We start from the raw sequence: 16,357 nt of genomic DNA, 5'->3' as shown, positions 1-16,357 counted from the left end.
GGCGGAATTTCCATGGCAGACACCTATGACGTCGTCATCATCGGGGGCGGCCCCGGCGGTTATAACTGCGCGATCCGCGCCGGCCAGCTTGGCCTGAAGACCGCAATTATCGAGAAGCGCGGCGTGCTTGGCGGGACCTGCCTGAATGTCGGCTGCATTCCATCCAAAGCGCTGCTGCATGCGTCGGAACTCTTCGAGGCGGCAAAGACGAATTTCGAAGGCCTCGGCATCAAGACCGGTAAGGTCGATCTCGATCTCAAGCAGATGATGGCGCAGAAGGACGAAGCCGTGAAAGGCCTCACCCAGGGCGTCGAGTTCCTGATGAAGAAGAACAAGGTCGATTACATCAAGGGCTTCGGCAAGATCGCCGGTAAAGGCAAGGTCGAGGTCGATGGCGCTGACGGCAAGAAACAGACGCTCGAGACGAAAAATATCGTCATCGCCACCGGCTCAGAACCCGCCTCTCTTCCGAATATCGAAATCGACGAAGAGCGCGTGGTGACCAATACCGGCGCCATTGCGCTGAAAGACGTTCCGAAGAAACTCATCCTGATCGGCGCTGGCGTGATCGGGCTTGAACTCGGCTCGGTCTGGTCACGGCTCGGCTCGGACGTCACTGTCGTGGAGTTTCTCGACCGGTCTCTGCCGGGCGCTGACGCCGAGGTCGCCAAGGAAGCCCAGCGCATCTTCAAGAAGCAGGGCCTCGATTTCCACCTCGGCATGAAGGTCACCGGCGTCGAGAAGATGAAATCCAAGCTCAAGCTCTTCATGGAGCCGGCCAAAGGCGGCGATGAGGAAGTGCTGGAAGCGGATGCCGTCGTCGTCGCGGTTGGCCGTCGCCCCTTCACCGAAGGCCTTGGCCTTGAGGCTGTCGGGGGCAAGACCGACAAGCGTGGCGTCATCGAAACGACGGACCATTTCAAGGTTGCCGACGGCGTCTGGGCGGTTGGCGACTGCATCCACGGCCCGATGCTCGCTCACAAGGCTGAAGATGACGGTGCTGCCGTGGCTGAGCTCATTGCCGGCAAGGCCGGGCATGTCGATTACAATCTCGTCCCCAGTGTCGTCTACACGAACCCTGAGATAGCGTGGGTCGGCAAGACGGAAGACCAGCTCAAGGAAGCCGGTATCGAGTACAAGAAGGGCAAGTTTCCCTTCCAGGCCAATTCTCGCGCCCGCACCAATCACGAGACGCTTGGTTTTGTGAAAATCCTGGCGGATGCCAAGACTGACCGTATCCTCGGTGCTCATATGGTTGGTGTCGGTGTCGGTGAAATGATCCATGAGATCTGCGTGGCCATGGAATTTGGCGCGGCGTCCGAAGATGTGGCCCGCACCTGCCACGCCCACCCGACGCTGTCGGAAGCTGTCCGTCAGGCGGCCATGGGCGTCGAAGGCTGGACGATGCAGATGTAGGCAGCTGCGCGCCCTGCGCGTGAGCAGGGTTGCCAAGATTTCCTCATTGATCCTGCCCAATTCTCATTGACGCCAGAGGGTGGAGCGCGCCAAATCGCAGGTGCGATGAACCGCTGGATGGTCCTCAGCGTCTTGCTCGCCCTTCTGGGCGTCTGGGCGGCCTTGCCCTGGCTTCGCCTTGTGCCTGAGGCGAGTTCGGTACGCCTGTTTGCAGGACTCGCGCTAGGCGCCTTCGCCCTCGGTTATATGCCTGCAGGCGATCTGATCGAGACCGATCATCCCGTCCGGCTATGGCGCCGCTTCACGGCTTTCCTGATCGACATGATCGCCCTCTTCCTCGTGCTTCATCCGCTGCTTTCGCTCATCAGCCCTGCTGGCGCGGTTGTGATTGGTCCGGCCCTGGTCTTCTGCTATTTCTGGCTCCACGCTGCCTTCGGGCGGGCGACTCCCGGCCAGTATGTCATGGCGTATCGGATCGTTGTGGCGCCCAGTGGAAATACCGAACCGGAATATGCCCACCGCGTGCTGTCTAGCTTCGTCGCGACCTGTCTCTGGCCGGTCACCTTCATCTCGACCTCGCAAGCCGATTCCACGCCCGGCACCTATCACTGGGACAGGGAGTCTGGCACCCGCGCGGTTAGCGTCGTAGCGCTAAAGCGCTGACCCGGCCTCAAATCGTCTCTGAAATCCCGCGATCCGGGCCCGTGCCTGTCACATTCGGTCATCCTAATTGCAGTGACGAGGGGTCGTCTCTTTTCCTAGAGGCTTTCCCCGGAAGGCAAATTAAGCGAGTTGAGTAGGTATGTGCGGAATTATTGGTATTCTCGGAAACGAACCGGCAGCCCCGCGTCTCGTTGAGGCGCTGCAGCGGCTTGAGTATCGCGGCTATGATAGTGCGGGCATCGCAACGCTGAATGCGAGCGGCAAGCTCGACCGCCGGCGCGCGCCGGGCAAACTCAAGAACCTGCAAGCCGAACTCGATGCCAACCCGCTCGATGGCGATCAGGGCATTGGCCACACCCGCTGGGCGACACACGGCTCGCCGACGGTCGGCAACGCTCACCCGCACGTCTCCGGCAAGGTTTGTGTCGTTCACAATGGCATCATCGAAAATTTCCGCGATCTGCGCCAGGAGCTTGAGGCGAAGGGGCATACATTCGAGACCGAGACCGACTCCGAGACCATCGCCCATCTCATTTCATCGAACATGAATGAGGGCATGAGCGAGGTCGAGGCCGTAAAGGCCGGGCTCGCCAAGCTACAGGGTGCCTTTGCGCTCGCCTTCCTTTTCGAGGACCGCCCGGACCTGCTGATGGGCGCGCGCAAGGGCTCGCCGCTCGCGATTGGTGTCGGTGATGGCGAGATGTATCTCGGCTCCGATGCGCTGGCGGTGGCCCCCTTCACGAACCGTGTCGTCTACCTTGAAGAAGGTGACTGGTGCGTGCTGACACGCGAGAACTATGAGGTCTTCGACCGTAAAGGCGAAAAGGTCGAACGAAGTGTGACGCTGGTGCAGGGTGCCGGTGCCGCGGTCGAGAAGGGCAATTACCGCCACTTCATGCAGAAGGAAATCTTCGAGCAACCCGATTCCACCGCGCGGACCATCGGCGCCTATCTCAACGTGCTGAACCAGACGGTCACCCTGCCGGACGACAATGACCAGGCCATCGACTGGAGCGAGGTGACAAGCCTTTACATGGTCGCCTGTGGCACCGCGCACTATGCAACGCGTGTGGCTGAATACTGGTTCGAACAGCTCGCCGGCCTGCCGGTGAAGACCGATATCGCCTCGGAGTTTCGTTACCGCGAACCGGCGCTGCCGAAATCGGGGGGGCTCGCCCTTTTCGTCAGCCAGTCAGGGGAGACCGCCGATACGCTGGCGGCGCTGCGCTACTGCAAGGAGCACGGGATGAAGACGGCGGCTGTCGTCAACGTGCCGACATCGACCATTGCGCGCGAAGTCGATCTTGTCCTGCCGACACTGGCGGGCCCGGAGATCGGCGTGGCCTCGACCAAGGCCTTCACCGCACAGCTCTCTGCACTCGCGGCCACGGCCATCTCAGCGGGGCGAGGCCGGGGCGTGATGTCACGCGATACCGAGATCCGGCTGGTGCGCGCGCTGACAGAGCTGCCGCGGCTGGTCTCCACGACGCTTGGCCTGGACGAGCGCATCGAAGCGCTGGCCCGGGATATCGCCAAGGCCGAGGATGTCATCTATCTCGGTCGCGGGGTACATTATCCCATCGCACTGGAGGGCGCACTGAAGCTCAAGGAAATCAGCTACATCCACGCTGAGGGCTATGCGTCCGGGGAGCTGAAGCACGGGCCGATCGCGCTCATCGACGAGGAGACCCCGGTGGTATTCGTGGCGCCGTTCGACGGCCTTTTCGAGAAGTCGCTGTCGAACCTCCAGGAAGTCGCCGCCCGCCGGGGCGAGGTCATCCTGATCTCGGATGCCGCCGGCCTGCGCGCGGCTGGAGAGGCCCCGGCCCACCGCATCGAACTGCCCGACTGCGACCCCTTCGTCGCGCCGATCCTCTACTCGATCCCGGTCCAGCTGCTCGCCTATCACGTCGCTGTCGAGAAAGGCACCGATGTCGACCAGCCGCGCAACCTCGCAAAGTCGGTGACGGTGGAGTAGGCGACAGAGAACAAAAAAAGCCGGGCAGTTTCCTGCCCGGCGTTCAATGTTTCGCGAAAGCGAAAAGACCTAGCTGGTCTTTTCTTCCTCGGCGGCCTCTTCGGTCGGCTCTTCCTTGGCTTCAGCTTCAGCCTCTTCAGCAGGGGCCTCTTCTTCAGCCGGAGCCTTCTTGGCCTCTTCGGCGGCTTTCTTGGCTTCTGCTTCAGCTTCCTTCTTGGCGGCTTCCTTTTCAGCCTTTTCCTCGACGCGTTCCTTGGCCTTCGTGCCCGGCTCACCCTTTTGCGGGTTGTTGCCGTGTTCCCAGGCGACGATCGGTTTGCCGTCGACTTCGATCTGGTTCAGGAAGCGAGCGACGCGGTCGGTCGGCTTGGCGCCCTTGCTGACCCATTCAGCGGCCTTTTCGCCGTCGATCTGGACGCGGTTTTCGGAGTCCTTCGGCAGGCGGGGATCATAGGTGCCGATCTTCTCGATGTAGCGGCCGTCACGCGGGGCGCGGGAGTCGGCGACGACAACGCGGTAGAAGGGGCGTTTCTTGGACCCGCCGCGGGCGAGCCGGATTTTGAGAGCCATGGTGTATCTCCTTAAGTGTCTTATGGCGTCTTCGATTGAGGCGTGGCGGGAGCTCCGTCACGGATTCGCTCGTGGTGACGAATGACTTCGGCCACGATGAATTTCAGGAATTTTTCGGCAAAGACGGGGTCGAGCCCGCTTTCGCGTGCGAGCTTGCGCAGCCGTTCGATCTGGCGCGCTTCGCGATTGATGTCGGCAGGCGGCAGATCGTGCTCGGCCTTCAGCTGGCCGACCTGCTGGGTGAGCTTGAAGCGTTCGGCCAGCGTGTGCAGCAGTATCGAGTCCATATTGTCGATGCTTGAGCGCAGGCGTTCGAGTTCGGGGAGTGGGGCGGTCACTTCTTTTTCCCTCCGCCCATGCCGGGTGGCAGCTGTCCGCCGCCAAGGCCGGGGAGCCCGGCGCCGCCCATGCCGCCTTGGCCCATCTTGGCCAGATCCGCCTGTGACACGCCCGCGCCGCCAAGCGCGTTCATCATGCCCTTCATGCCGCCCTTGCCGATCTTCTTCATCATGTCGGCCATCTGGCGGTGCATCTTGAGCAGTTTGTTGACGTCCTGCACGCTGACGCCGGCACCCGCAGCGATCCGCTTGCGGCGGGAGGCGTTGAGGAGGGCCGGCTTGGCGCGCTCCTTGCGCGTCATGGACGAGATAATCGCCTCCTGACGCTTGATCATATTGTCGTCCATATTTGCGGCCGACATGGCCTGTTTGGCCTTCTTCGCGCCGGGCAGCATGCCCATGATGCCGCCAAGGCCTCCCATCTTCTGCATCTGTTTGAGCTGGTCGGCGAGGTCATTGAGGTCGAACTCGCCCTTGCGCATCTTCTTGGCCATGCGCTCGGCCTTTTCCTGGTCGAACTGGTCGCCAGCTTTTTCGACGAGGGAGACGATGTCGCCCTGGCCAAGGATGCGGCCCGCAACGCGCTTGGCGTCGAAGGCGTCGAGCCCGTCGAGCTTTTCACCCGTACCGAGGAACTTGATCGGCAGGCCCGTGACCGCGCGCATGGAGAGTGCAGCACCACCGCGGCCGTCGCCATCCATCCGGGTCAGCACAAGGCCGGTCAGCGGCAGGCGCTCATGGAAACGTTTGGCGGTCTCGACAGCGTCCTGACCGGTCAGCGCGTCAGCGACGAGAAGGGTTTCCTTGGGCTGCGCGATCTTTGCGATCTCGGACGCCTCGGCCATCATCTGCTCGTCGATCGATGTGCGGCCTGCGGTATCGAGGAAGAGGACGTCATAGCCGCCAAGCTTGGCGGCCTGCAGGGCGCGGCGTGTGATTTCAGCCGGGCTCTGGCCCTGAACGATCGGAAGCGATGAAATATTGTCGCCGGCCTGATCGGCGAGGATGGCAAGCTGCTCCATGGCTGCCGGACGGCGCACGTCGAGCGAGGCCATCAGGACCTTCTTCTTGTCGCGTTCGGCCAGGCGTTTGGCGACCTTGGCGGTGGTGGTTGTCTTACCGGAGCCCTGCAGGCCCGCCATCATGATAACCGATGGCGGATTGTCGACGCGAAGCCCGGTTTCGGCATTTTCGCCACCCAGCATGTCGACAAGGCCGTCATGAACGATCTTGATGACCTGCTGGCCGGGTTTCACCGAGCGGATGACTTCCTCACCGACGGCGCGCTCACGCACCTTCTCGATGAAGTCCTTCACCACGGGCAGCGCAACGTCGGCTTCGAGCAGCGCCACGCGGATCTCGCGCAGCGCGGAATTGACTTCTTTCTCCGTCAGGGCGCCGCGCCCTGTCAGTCCGTCAAATATACCGCCAAGGCGGTCTGTCAGCGCGTCGAACATCGCTCACTCCTTGCTATCCTGCACATACTCGACAGGTAAGCATTCACGGTCTTTCGCGCAAAGCGGTGCGACCCCACTGAGCGAAACTTCGCCGAGCGGGGGGCTTCGCCGGGCTCTCGTCCCGGAAAAGCGCGCTTTTCACTTGTGCGCGGATTTAAGCGCGCCCTAAAGCACGCCTCGGTCTCAAAATCAAGCGCCGGAGGCGGTTTCGATCTCGCCGATGCGCGTCCCGAGTTCTTTCATGGCTGCCCGAATCTCGGCGTCGACCAGCGACAGGACGACAATGTCGGACCAGCTGCCATCGGCAAAGCGTGAATGCTGGCGCAGCAGGCCTTCGCGCAGGGCACCGAGACGTTCGACGTGCGTGATTGCGGCCTGATTGCGCGTCGACAGGAACCATTCGACGCGCCGGGCCCGCCATTCCATTGCCCGCTTCAGCATCAGGAAGTGAACATGATCGGTAATCCCGGTCCCGCGCAGTTCCGGCTTTACCCAGATATAGCCGATGCGAATGCGCCGGTGCAGGCGGTTCGGCAGGAGGAAGGCTGCCAGTCCGACAAGGGCGCCATCTGCCTTGTCGCGCGCCGTCAGCCCAAGCCCGATTCCGAGTTCTCCCATCCGGACCGTATGGTCGAAATAGGCGTCGAGCGAATTGCCGGTCGCAATCACCGGCATCGAGGTCCACATCGCATCGACGGCCTTGCTATTGTGGATATCCTCGCGATCCGCCTCCTCGAAGGGAGCGAGGCGGATGCGGGCGGTCTCCAAGCCATCTGCACCTAGTTCCATGACCGTGTCACTTTGCTCGCTAGCGGGAGTGGAATGCAAGAAATTCCGGGCCAGATCGTTCCAGATAGAGGTATGCTTATCACGGTGATGTGAAATTCCGCGCGTATCGATCAAGAATGAATTGATAAGCGCTCGGGGCACAATAGATAAGCCCTATGCATCTACCGACCCTGAGACAGCTTCAGTTCCTGTGCGCGCTTGCCGACGAGAAATCGTTTTCGCGTGCTGCGGAAGTCTGCAATGTGACACAGCCAACCCTGTCGTCGGCCATCAAGGAAGTTGAAGCGATCCTTGGGGTCCAGCTGGTTGAGCGCGAAGCGCGCGGTGCCTCGCTGACCCGCGCTGGTGAAGCTGCTGTCGAGCGCGCCCGTGCGATCCTCTCGAGTGCCGCTGACCTTGTGGCCGCGGCCCACCAGGCCGGTACGCCACTGACCGGACACTTTCATCTTGGCGCCATTCCGACGCTTGCGCCCTATCTCCTGCCGCGCACCCTCTCGGCCTTGCGGGCCGGGCATCCGGAACTCAAGCTCTACCTGCGCGAGGACCAGACCGACCGGCTGATCGAGGGCCTGCGGAACCGGACGCTCGATGCGGCCCTGATTGCCCTGCCATGGGAGGCAAGCGGTATCGAGACCGAGATTCTCGGGGATGACGAGTTTCTCTTCATCGGCCCGAAGGATCACGAGCTATCAAAAGCGAAGACGCTACAGCCGGACGACCTCAATGGTGAGGAAGTCCTGCTGCTTGAAGACGGTCACTGCCTGCGCGAACATGCTGTCTCGGTCTGTTCCCTGACAGCGAACGGCACAGGCTCTGATGTCGGCGCAACGTCCCTCGCCACACTTGTGCAGATGGTGGCCGGCGGTCTCGGCGTTTCGCTCCTGCCGCGCATTGCCGCCGAGGCTGGCGTAACGGCGGGAACGGATGTCGCCATCCGCCAGTTCAACACACCTGTAATCGGCCGCCAGATCGGCATTGCCTGGCGCGCTGGGTCTCCGCGAGAGGATGAAGCCCGGCTGATCGGCCAATGTGTGCGAAAGACACTCTCGGATCGCGTAAGCGCCTAGTTCGTCATCGTCCGGTCGATCTCTTCGGTGACATTGTCTTCGGCCCGGAAAATCTCTTCATTCAGCTCGCCTTCCCATTTGCCGACCAGAGTGGCGACGGCGAGGTCGCCTGTAATGTTCGTCACGGTCCGCATCATGTCGAGCAGACGGTCAAAGGCGAAGAGCGGGGCCAGGATCACGAACATCTGATCCGGCGTTGCGCCGACGACTCCGAGAGTCGTGGTCGCCAGGAAAAGACTGACCGACGGAATGCCGGCAGTGCCAATCGAGACCAGCGTCGCCATGACCGCGACCGTGAAATACATGCCGATCGATACATCGATTCCGAGCGCCTGGGCGGCAAAGAGCGCGATCAGGCCCTGATAGAGCGCGGTGCCATCCATGTTTATGGTCGACCCGAGCGGCAGCACCGAGGAGGCAACGGGCTTGCCCACGCCGAGATTCTTCTCCGCAACGCTAAGGGTGACCGGCAGTGTCGCGCTCGAGGACGAGGTGGAGAAGGCTACAAGTTGGGCGTCGGTGATCCCGCGATAGAACGGAATAAGGGGGAGGCGCCCAACGACCTTGATCAGGAAGCCATGTGTCAGCAGCATGTGCAGAATGCAGGCGATGTAGAGCGCGACCGTCATCAGTGCGAGCGAGGACACAACGCTGAACCCCTGGTCTGCCATCACCCAGGCCATCAGGGCGAGCACGCCGAAGGGGGCGGTCTCCATGACAATAAGGGTGAGCTTCAGGATGGCTTCTGCGCCGGCATCGAAGACTTTTGCGACCGGCTTTCCTGCCTCGCCGGCGAGTAGAATGCCGATGCCGAACATGATCGCGAAGAAGATGATCGGCAACACGTCGCCATTCGCCATCGAAGACACAATGTTGGTCGGTACGATGGACAGGATGGTGCGCATGATGGACTCGTAAACGCCGACCTGCTCCAGCGCCCCGCCGCCCTCGAGCCGTGCCTGCGTTTCGGCTATCTGTTCCGGTGTAACGGCTGAGAGGTCGTATCCGGCGCCGGGCTGGAAGATTGTCCCCATCAGCAGGCCGAGTGTCACCGCAATCAGCGTGGTGAACATGTAGATGCCGATGGTTCGCCCGCCGAGGCTGCCAAGCTTCTTGGGGTCACCGAGCGCGAGTACGCCCGACACAAGGGTCAGGAAGATCAGCGGCACGACCAGCATGCGGATGAGGTTGAGGAAGAGGTCGCCCAGAGGCTTGAAGAATTCGGCGATGTCCTTCGAGCGGGCTATGCCATCCTCGGTGCCATGAGAAGCGATCATGCCATAGCGAACGGCTGCGCCGATCAGCAGGCCGATGGCCAGGCCGATCATTACGCGCTTCCAGAGATCAATCCGAAACCAGGCTTTCATGCTGCTCCCCTTGAACGCCCAAAACTGGCGGGCACCCTAGAGCGCGTTTTCGTGAAATCAAATCGGCATCTGTGAAATCACCGTGCAAGCCCGTTTCGCCTGCGGCCATTCCAGTCTACAAGCGGGTCTGAATGGATTGGATTGACCGTCTCTCGACCGGCTGGAAAGCTTGGGTGCTGCTCTTTGCGCTGACGATGACCGCGGCTGCGCCCGGCGTGTTCAACCTGCCGGCGCTGGACCGTGACGAGAGCCGCTTCGCGCAAGCCTCGAAACAGTACCTCGAGACCGGCGACTACATCACGATCCGCTATCAGGACGAGTACCGAAACAAGAAGCCCGCCGGCATTCACTGGCTGCAGGCTGGTTCGACCGCCGCGTTTGGCGAGGGCGAACACCTCGATGTGTGGACCTACCGTGTCCCGAGCTGGATCGGCGCGGGCCTGGCAACGCTCATGGTCTTCTGGGTCGGGATTGTTGCCATCGGAAGACGGGGCGCATTTATTGGTGCGGCGCTGTTTGGGTCCAGTCTGCTGCTGACGTCCGAGGCGCATATTTCCAAGACGGATGGAGTGCTGGTTTTCCTCATTACCGCGGCCATGGGATGCCTGTTGCGGCTCTACCTCAAGAAGGACAATGACAAGCGCCTGGCCATTGCGTTCTGGGTGATCCATGGCGCGGGATTTCTGATCAAGGGTCCCGTCATTTCCCTCGTGGCCGGCATGGCGATCCTCGTGCTCTGGCTGTGGGACCGGCGCGACCATGACTGGATGAGAAGCCTCGCCTGGTGGCCGGGTCCGCTGATCAGCGTGCTCATGGTGCTGCCCTGGTTCATCATGATCCAGATCGCCACCCAGGGCACCTATGTCGAAGGCGCTGTCGGCAAGGACCTCAAGGACAAGCTGGTCTCGGCCTCCGAGGGCCATGGCGGCCTGCCGGGCTACCACCTGATGCACCTGCCGGCCTGGTTCTTCCCGGGCATCCTGCTCCTCGTCCCGGCCATTGTCCTGACATGGCGCTACCTGCGCCACCGCACGCTGGAATCGCTCGGCGATGTCGACCGCGATGCGCTGAAATTCCTCGTGGCGTGGGCGCTGACCACCTGGATCTTTTTCGAGCTGCTGCTGACCAAGCTCAGCCACTACATCCTCCCCGCCTATCCGGCCTTCGCGCTGCTCTGCGGCTGGGCCGCCGTGAAGCTGATGGAGGGCAACCGCGCCCCGGTTTCGCGCTGGGTCTCGACGGCCTTCTTCCTGCTCGGCGCGGTCGCGCTGATCGGCTTTACATCCCCGTGGGTGGTCGAAGTGCTGCAGGCCGATAAAGCCGGTGATTTCAGGACGGTGGCCGAAGAGGCCGTACTCGCGCAGTGGACCGGATCGTCGGACTATCCGCTCTTCCTGTGGTGGATGGGGCTCGGCGCTGCGGCCCTTGCTGTCATCGCCATGCTGGTGCGCCGGATCGGCTGGGCGGTCGCTGGCGGTGTCGCCGCAGCCGTGCTGCTTGGCTGGCAGGCGCGGATTTTCGTCCTCCCCTCGCAGACATGGATCCAGGCCACCGAGACCGGCAAGCTCGCCCTTGCAGAGGTCTGTGGCATTCCGCATCAATCCTGCGGTGAGACCGAAGGCCCGGAACGCGTTCTGGCGCTTGGTTTTGCCGAGCCGTCCTATGTGCTCACACTGGGCACGCAGAACCTGCATCCGCCGGAAACGCCCCTCGACCTTCCCGAGGATGATGCCGAATACCCGGTCGTTTACCTCGTAAACCTCGAAAACCCGGGCGTCCCGGATCAGTTCGCGCGCGTCGAGGCCTCCGCCGAGCGGCTGAATCGCTGTTCGACGCGGTCGAACCCGTATTACGCGCTGAATTATTCCAACAACGACCCGACGGCCTTCATTGCCGTTCGCTACGAGGCCGATTGCGCGGACGAATAGGGATGGACAGGTTTTAATTCCGGGGAACCGGCTGTGTGATGTAGCGTTCACAAAACCCGGACCGGTTACGCCTGAAGGAGGGACCCATGGACCAATCACGCCGCCGCCTGCTCGCACTGGCAGGCACCACCGCTATCGCTGCGCCGCTCAGCGGCTGCGGGACACTGCTTTACCCCGAACGCCGCGGACAGACCGGCGGTCGCCTTGATACCGCTGTCGTCCTGCTTGATGGCCTCGGCCTGCTTCTGTTTCTCGTGCCCGGCCTGATCGCCTTTGCGGTCGACTTCGGCTCTGGCGCCATCTACCTGCCCGGCGGTTCGCGTGCCGATGCGGGCGACGATCTCACAACCTATCGCTTTGCGGGGGACCTGACCGAGGAAAAATTCGACCGGGCCTATGAGCGCCAGTATGGAGAGACGCGCGACTGGCGGTTCGAGGATGCCCAGCGCATCGAGGTCTCCGACGTGGAAGAGCTCCACCGGAAACTCGCCGCCCTGCGCGCCTCCGGCACAGTGCGCCTCTAGCGCCGTCCGGCCGGAACGATCCGCGGTCCATCCCTGAAAATCAGGGGCGCTGGACGGGAGTCCGAAAACAGTCCGGTTTTAGTCCGGAAACAGTCCGGTTCGCGCGCGCCTACTTGCCGCGCGGGCTGGTACGCCCCCGGATGCGCTCTTCGTCGGAGAGGCTGGCCCACCACTCGGCATAGGATGAGTTGGCCGGATCCTTCATCGTCTCGTCAGGGGCACCGTCCGTCCACCAGACAGGGCCGCGCTCACCGAGGGCTTCCTTGGCGGCGTTGACCGCGCGGCGGGCGCGCCGGAGCTTGTCTTCCGAGGTCTGGACTTCCTTCACCTTGCGGCGCGCCTCCATGAGCTTCTTCGTCAACGCCTTCCTGCCTTCCGGCGTGAGCCGCGGATCGGAGCAGCGCCAGAGCTTGCCAGCCGCCACGAAGTAGCGGCCATCGGGGGTGTGGGGATAATCCTTCAGGGCCATGGGGCGGGGATTTGGCGCGAGAAGGGTGCGGGGTCAAGCGGCGTAATGCTCTCCTCTCCCTCGGGAGAGGGGCCGGGGATGAGGGGGGAGCGGTGTCCGATCTGGATTTGCCCGTCAAGGGTTAAGTCCTGCGGACGCGAAGCGCCCTTGATAGGCAAATTCAGATCGGAAGAGGCTGGCCATGGCCGAATGGCACTTCGAAGCGTCCGAAAATCAGTCCAGTGGACTGATTTCCGCGAAGAGGGCCACGGCAGTGGCCTGCCAAAACAATTCTAGATACTATATTCCGTCTTTAAGGTTATTGGCGGAGATGCTGTCTTAGCGTGACGGCCAAGTATTCTGGAGGGAATGTGACTAGCCTATTCAATCGTACTCCGGAAATGGCCACACGCATTGAAGCCAGCCGTGGTGGGCAGGTATTTTCGCGAGGTACAGGCTTCTATTATCGAATATTTCTGCCCAACGACCAGCATATGTTTTTTATTGTAACCAATAAGCACGTTTTAGAAGGAGCGGAGGATTTTCGTATTTGGATGCATATTAATGGTTCAACTCTCGAGGAGCCAAATGCCATACCTATTTCTATCGAAATTAACGACCGCACATATTTGCCGCATTGGGATGCAAACGTTGATCTTTGCTTTGTAAATATCTCTGAGCACGTACAGAAAACTTCCGAAGATGTCGGGGGACTAAAATTCTCGGCATTTCACAAAGGCGGGCTGGTTTCGCAGGTTCATATCGACAGTATGCTTCCAGTTAGCAGCGTAATCATGATTGGCTGTCCAAATGGATTGTATGATGACGTAAACCATATTCCTCTCGCTCGAAGAGGCGTTACAGCCACACCATTTGTCCTTGATTACCGTGGGCGAAAGGAATTCTTGGTCGATATTGCATGCTTTCCCGGTTCTTCGGGGTCGCCTGTTTTGCTATTTAATCGCGGCGAGGCTACGCCGGTTGGCAATGACGACAAGCAATTCACGCAACCAGTTCACTTCGCGCTACTTGGGGTGCTATTTGCCGGGCCCACGATGGACCAAAGCGGAACCATAACGATGAATCGGCCGCCAGAAGTAACAATTTCAAGCATGATTCATTTAGGTCTTGTTTTGAAGTCCGAACGCCTGCTTGAGGTTGAGAACCGAATACTCAACATTCGTCGCGCGCAGGGACTTCCCGCCTAGACCTAAACATCCACCTCCGCCTCAAGCGCATTGTGCTGGATGAACTCGCGCCTTGGCTCGACGATATCCCCCATCAGCCTCGTGAACATCTCATCGGCATCGTCGGCATGGGCGACCTTCACCTGCAGGAGCGTGCGGGCATTGGCGTCCAGCGTGGTTTCCCAGAGCTGGTCGGCATTCATCTCGCCGAGGCCCTTATAGCGCTGGATCTTCAGGCCCTTGCGGCCGGCGGCCAGCACCGCCTCGAACAGGCCGACCGGCCCGTAGACGGGGACTTCGCCCGCCTTCTCGTTGCGCAGCACGGACGGCTCGACATAGAGCGGGCGGATGTCATTGGCGATGCTGTTGAGGCGGATCGCATCCTGGCTGGCGAGCAGCGTCTGGTCGAGCACGGCCTTCTCCTCCACGGAGCGGACCTCACGGCGCAGGATCAGGCTGCCATCCTCGAACTTGCCTTCCCAGGTGTCCTCGCCTTCCTCGGCGAACAGGTTGAGCCGCTCGGCGGTCTTCTGGGCTTCGGCCTGCGAGGCGCCTGGTGCCAGCGCACCGGCAATCGCCGCCTGCTCGACCATCGGGCCCGGCGCGCGCAGCTGCAGGCGCCACAGGGCCTGCTTGAACTGGGCGGCCTTGCGCACGCTCTCGCGCAGGTCTTCGGCCCCAATCTGCGTGCCGTCCGCTAGGATCAGCGTCTCGCCCGTCGTGCCCTCATTGATGAGGTAATTGTCCATCTCGAGGTCATCCTTGAGATAGCGCTCGGACTTGCCGCGGCTGACTTTGTAGAGCGGCGGCTGGGCGATGTAGAGATAGCCGTTCTCGATCACGTCCGGCATCTGGCGATAGAAGAAGGTGAGCAGCAGGGTGCGGATGTGCGCGCCGTCGACATCGGCGTCGGTCATGATGATGATCTTGTGATAGCGCAGCTTGTTCAGGTCGAACTCGTCGCGCCCGATGCCGGCGCCGAGCGCCATGATCAGCGTGCCGACCTGGTCTGACGACAGCATCTTGTCGAAGCGCGCGCGCTCCACGTTGAGGATCTTGCCGCGCAGCGGAAGGATGGCCTGGTTGGAGCGGTCGCGCCCCTGCTTGGCCGAGCCGCCGGCGGAGTCACCCTCGACGATGAAGAGTTCGGACTTGGACGGGTCCTTTTCCTGACAGTCGGCGAGCTTGCCGGGCAGCGAGGTGATGTCGAGCGCGGTCTTGCGGCGGGTCAGCTCGCGCGCCTTGCGGGCCGCTTCACGTGCGGCCGCCGCCTCGACGATCTTCTGCATGATGTTCTGGGCTTCCTTCGGATGCTCCTCGAACCATTCGGACAGCTTCTCGCCCATCAGGCTCTCGACCACGGGGCGCACCTCGGAGGAGACGAGCTTGTCCTTCGTCTGCGAGCTGAACTTCGGATCCGGCACCTTGACCGAGAGCACGCAGGTCAGGCCTTCACGCGCGTCGTCGCCGGAGATGTCGACCTTCTCTTTCTTGGCGAGGCCCGTCTCGGCGGCGTATTTGTTGATGATCCGGGTCAGCGCGCCGCGGAAGCCGGCCAGGTGCGTGCCGCCATCGCGCTGCGGGATGTTGTTGGTGAAGCAGAGCACCTGCTCGTGATAGGTGTCGTTCCACTCCATCGCGACCTCGACCGTGATGCCGTCGCGCTCGCCGATCGCATAGATCGGTTCGGGGATCAGCGCGGTCTTCTGGCGGTCGATGTGCTCGACGAAGGCTTTCACGCCGCCGTCATATTGCAGCACGCTCTCATAGGGCTCGGGGCCGCGCAGGTCCTTGAAGACGATCCGCACGCCGGAGTTCAGGAAGGCGAGTTCGCGCAGGCGGTGCTCCAGCGTCTTGCGGTCATACTCCGTCATGGTGAAGGTCGACGTCGAGGCGAGGAAGCGCACGGCGGTGCCGGAATAGGGCTTGCCGTCCGCAGCCGGCGGGCTGTCGCCCAGCGTCTTCAGCGGCGCCTCGACCTGGCCACCCTCGATGAAGCGGACAAAGTGCTCCTGCCCGCCGCGATGGATGCGCAGCTCGAGCCAGTCCGACAGGGCGTTGACGACCGAGACGCCAACCCCGTGCAGGCCGCCGGAGACCTTGTAGGAGTTCTGGTCGAACTTACCGCCAGCGTGCAGCTGGGTCATGATGACTTCCGCCGCAGACACGCCTTCGGACTTGTGCATCTCGACCGGAATGCCGCGGCCATTGTCGGTGATCTCGGCGGAGTTGTCGGGGTGCAGCGTGACGGTCACTTCGTCGGCATGGCCGGCCAGCGCCTCGTCAATTGCATTGTCCACGACCTCATAGATCATGTGGTGCAGACCGGAGCCGTCATCGGTGTCGCCGATATACATCCCCGGGCGCTTGCGAACCGCCTCCAGCCCCTTCAGGACCTTGATGGAATCGGCACCGTATTCGGGCATGTTTTCAGCTGTTTCGGCCATGTTGATCTGCCTGTTCTCGTGATTCGTCACAATTCGTTGAAATTGTAGAGGATTCGAGCCCAAAAGGGAAATCCCAGAGGGGGCGGAATCCCGTGCAGAAACAAGGCTTTAACGGGTCGTGTGCAGTTCGCTTCCGGGGCGGTGCCCGAAAGCCACGGAAAACGGGTCGATCCTGGGA

14 protein-coding genes are annotated in these 16,357 nt (G+C 61.8%); 7 read left to right on the top strand and 7 right to left on the bottom strand.

Going from position 1 to position 16,357, the window contains the following annotated elements; all coding sequences use genetic code 11:
- The first annotated feature begins 12 nt into the window (after positions 1 to 12).
- From lpdA to glmS, 3 genes are all read left to right on the top strand, one after another.
- Positions 13 to 1,416 carry a dihydrolipoyl dehydrogenase gene (gene lpdA / locus Q1K29_RS11245; protein ID WP_300394793.1) on the top strand — a complete coding sequence of 468 codons (1,404 nt, stop codon included), beginning with the start codon at positions 13 to 15 and terminating at the stop codon, positions 1,414 to 1,416.
- Positions 1,417 to 1,521: 105 nt separating this feature from the next.
- Positions 1,522 to 2,079, top strand: coding sequence for an RDD family protein (locus Q1K29_RS11240; protein ID WP_300394791.1), 558 nt, complete (start codon positions 1,522 to 1,524; stop codon positions 2,077 to 2,079).
- A 139-nt stretch (positions 2,080 to 2,218) separates the two neighbouring features.
- Entirely contained in the window at positions 2,219 to 4,057 is a 1,839-nt protein-coding gene (gene glmS / locus Q1K29_RS11235; RefSeq protein ID WP_300394790.1) for a glutamine--fructose-6-phosphate transaminase (isomerizing), read from the top strand.
- Between the two features lie 69 nt (positions 4,058 to 4,126).
- Here glmS and rpsP read toward each other — a convergent pair whose 3' ends face one another.
- The 4 genes from rpsP to Q1K29_RS11215 form a co-directional block, all read right to left on the bottom strand.
- Positions 4,127 to 4,627, bottom strand: a complete 501-nt coding sequence (rpsP, locus tag Q1K29_RS18495) for a 30S ribosomal protein S16 (RefSeq protein WP_366524199.1) — start codon at positions 4,625 to 4,627, stop codon at positions 4,127 to 4,129.
- Between the two features lie 20 nt (positions 4,628 to 4,647).
- Positions 4,648 to 4,965: a chorismate mutase gene (locus tag Q1K29_RS11225; protein WP_300394787.1), complete on the bottom strand. Its 318-nt coding sequence runs from the start codon at positions 4,963 to 4,965 to the stop codon at positions 4,648 to 4,650.
- Positions 4,962 to 6,422, bottom strand: coding sequence for a signal recognition particle protein (gene ffh / locus Q1K29_RS11220; RefSeq protein WP_300394785.1), 1,461 nt, complete (start codon positions 6,420 to 6,422; stop codon positions 4,962 to 4,964). Before ffh ends, Q1K29_RS11225 begins: the two co-directional genes overlap by 4 nt.
- A gap of 189 nt (positions 6,423 to 6,611) precedes the next feature.
- Positions 6,612 to 7,211, bottom strand: coding sequence for a GNAT family protein (locus Q1K29_RS11215; RefSeq protein ID WP_300394783.1), 600 nt, complete (start codon positions 7,209 to 7,211; stop codon positions 6,612 to 6,614).
- Between the two features lie 155 nt (positions 7,212 to 7,366).
- Here Q1K29_RS11215 and Q1K29_RS11210 point away from each other — a divergent pair, with 155 nt between their 5' ends.
- Positions 7,367 to 8,278, top strand: coding sequence for a hydrogen peroxide-inducible genes activator (locus Q1K29_RS11210; RefSeq protein WP_300394781.1), 912 nt, complete (start codon positions 7,367 to 7,369; stop codon positions 8,276 to 8,278).
- Here the strand turns inward: Q1K29_RS11210 and Q1K29_RS11205 are convergent.
- Complete coding sequence (locus tag Q1K29_RS11205) at positions 8,275 to 9,645, bottom strand: dicarboxylate/amino acid:cation symporter (RefSeq protein WP_300394780.1); 1,371 nt, start codon at positions 9,643 to 9,645, stop codon at positions 8,275 to 8,277. The two genes, Q1K29_RS11210 and Q1K29_RS11205, sit on opposite strands and share 4 nt — an antisense overlap.
- A 131-nt stretch (positions 9,646 to 9,776) precedes the next feature.
- Between Q1K29_RS11205 and Q1K29_RS11200 the strand changes: the two genes are divergently transcribed.
- The gene (locus Q1K29_RS11200) at positions 9,777 to 11,573 is read left to right on the top strand and encodes a glycosyltransferase family 39 protein (protein ID WP_300394778.1); all 1,797 of its coding nucleotides are present in this window, start codon (positions 9,777 to 9,779) and stop codon (positions 11,571 to 11,573) included.
- An 86-nt stretch (positions 11,574 to 11,659) separates the two neighbouring features.
- The gene (locus Q1K29_RS11195) at positions 11,660 to 12,097 is read left to right on the top strand and encodes a hypothetical protein (RefSeq protein ID WP_300394777.1); all 438 of its coding nucleotides are present in this window, start codon (positions 11,660 to 11,662) and stop codon (positions 12,095 to 12,097) included.
- Between the two features lie 109 nt (positions 12,098 to 12,206).
- Here Q1K29_RS11195 and Q1K29_RS11190 read toward each other — a convergent pair whose 3' ends face one another.
- Entirely contained in the window at positions 12,207 to 12,566 is a 360-nt protein-coding gene (locus tag Q1K29_RS11190; RefSeq protein ID WP_300394776.1) for a hypothetical protein, read from the bottom strand.
- Positions 12,567 to 12,946: 380 nt separating this feature from the next.
- Between Q1K29_RS11190 and Q1K29_RS11185 the strand changes: the two genes are divergently transcribed.
- Positions 12,947 to 13,753 (top strand): serine protease, encoded by an 807-nt coding sequence (locus Q1K29_RS11185; RefSeq protein WP_300394774.1) that lies wholly within the window; start codon positions 12,947 to 12,949, stop codon positions 13,751 to 13,753.
- 2 nt (positions 13,754 to 13,755) lie between these two features.
- Here Q1K29_RS11185 and gyrB read toward each other — a convergent pair whose 3' ends face one another.
- Positions 13,756 to 16,179 (bottom strand): DNA topoisomerase (ATP-hydrolyzing) subunit B, encoded by a 2,424-nt coding sequence (gene gyrB / locus Q1K29_RS11180; protein ID WP_300394772.1) that lies wholly within the window; start codon positions 16,177 to 16,179, stop codon positions 13,756 to 13,758.
- Positions 16,180 to 16,357: the final 178 nt, after the last annotated feature.

Source organism: Henriciella sp. (assembly GCF_029937755.1).
Taxonomy (GTDB): Bacteria; Pseudomonadota; Alphaproteobacteria; order Caulobacterales; family Hyphomonadaceae; genus Henriciella.
Note: the sequence above shows the minus strand (reverse complement) of the source record. Positions and strands in the feature narration are given on the sequence as shown.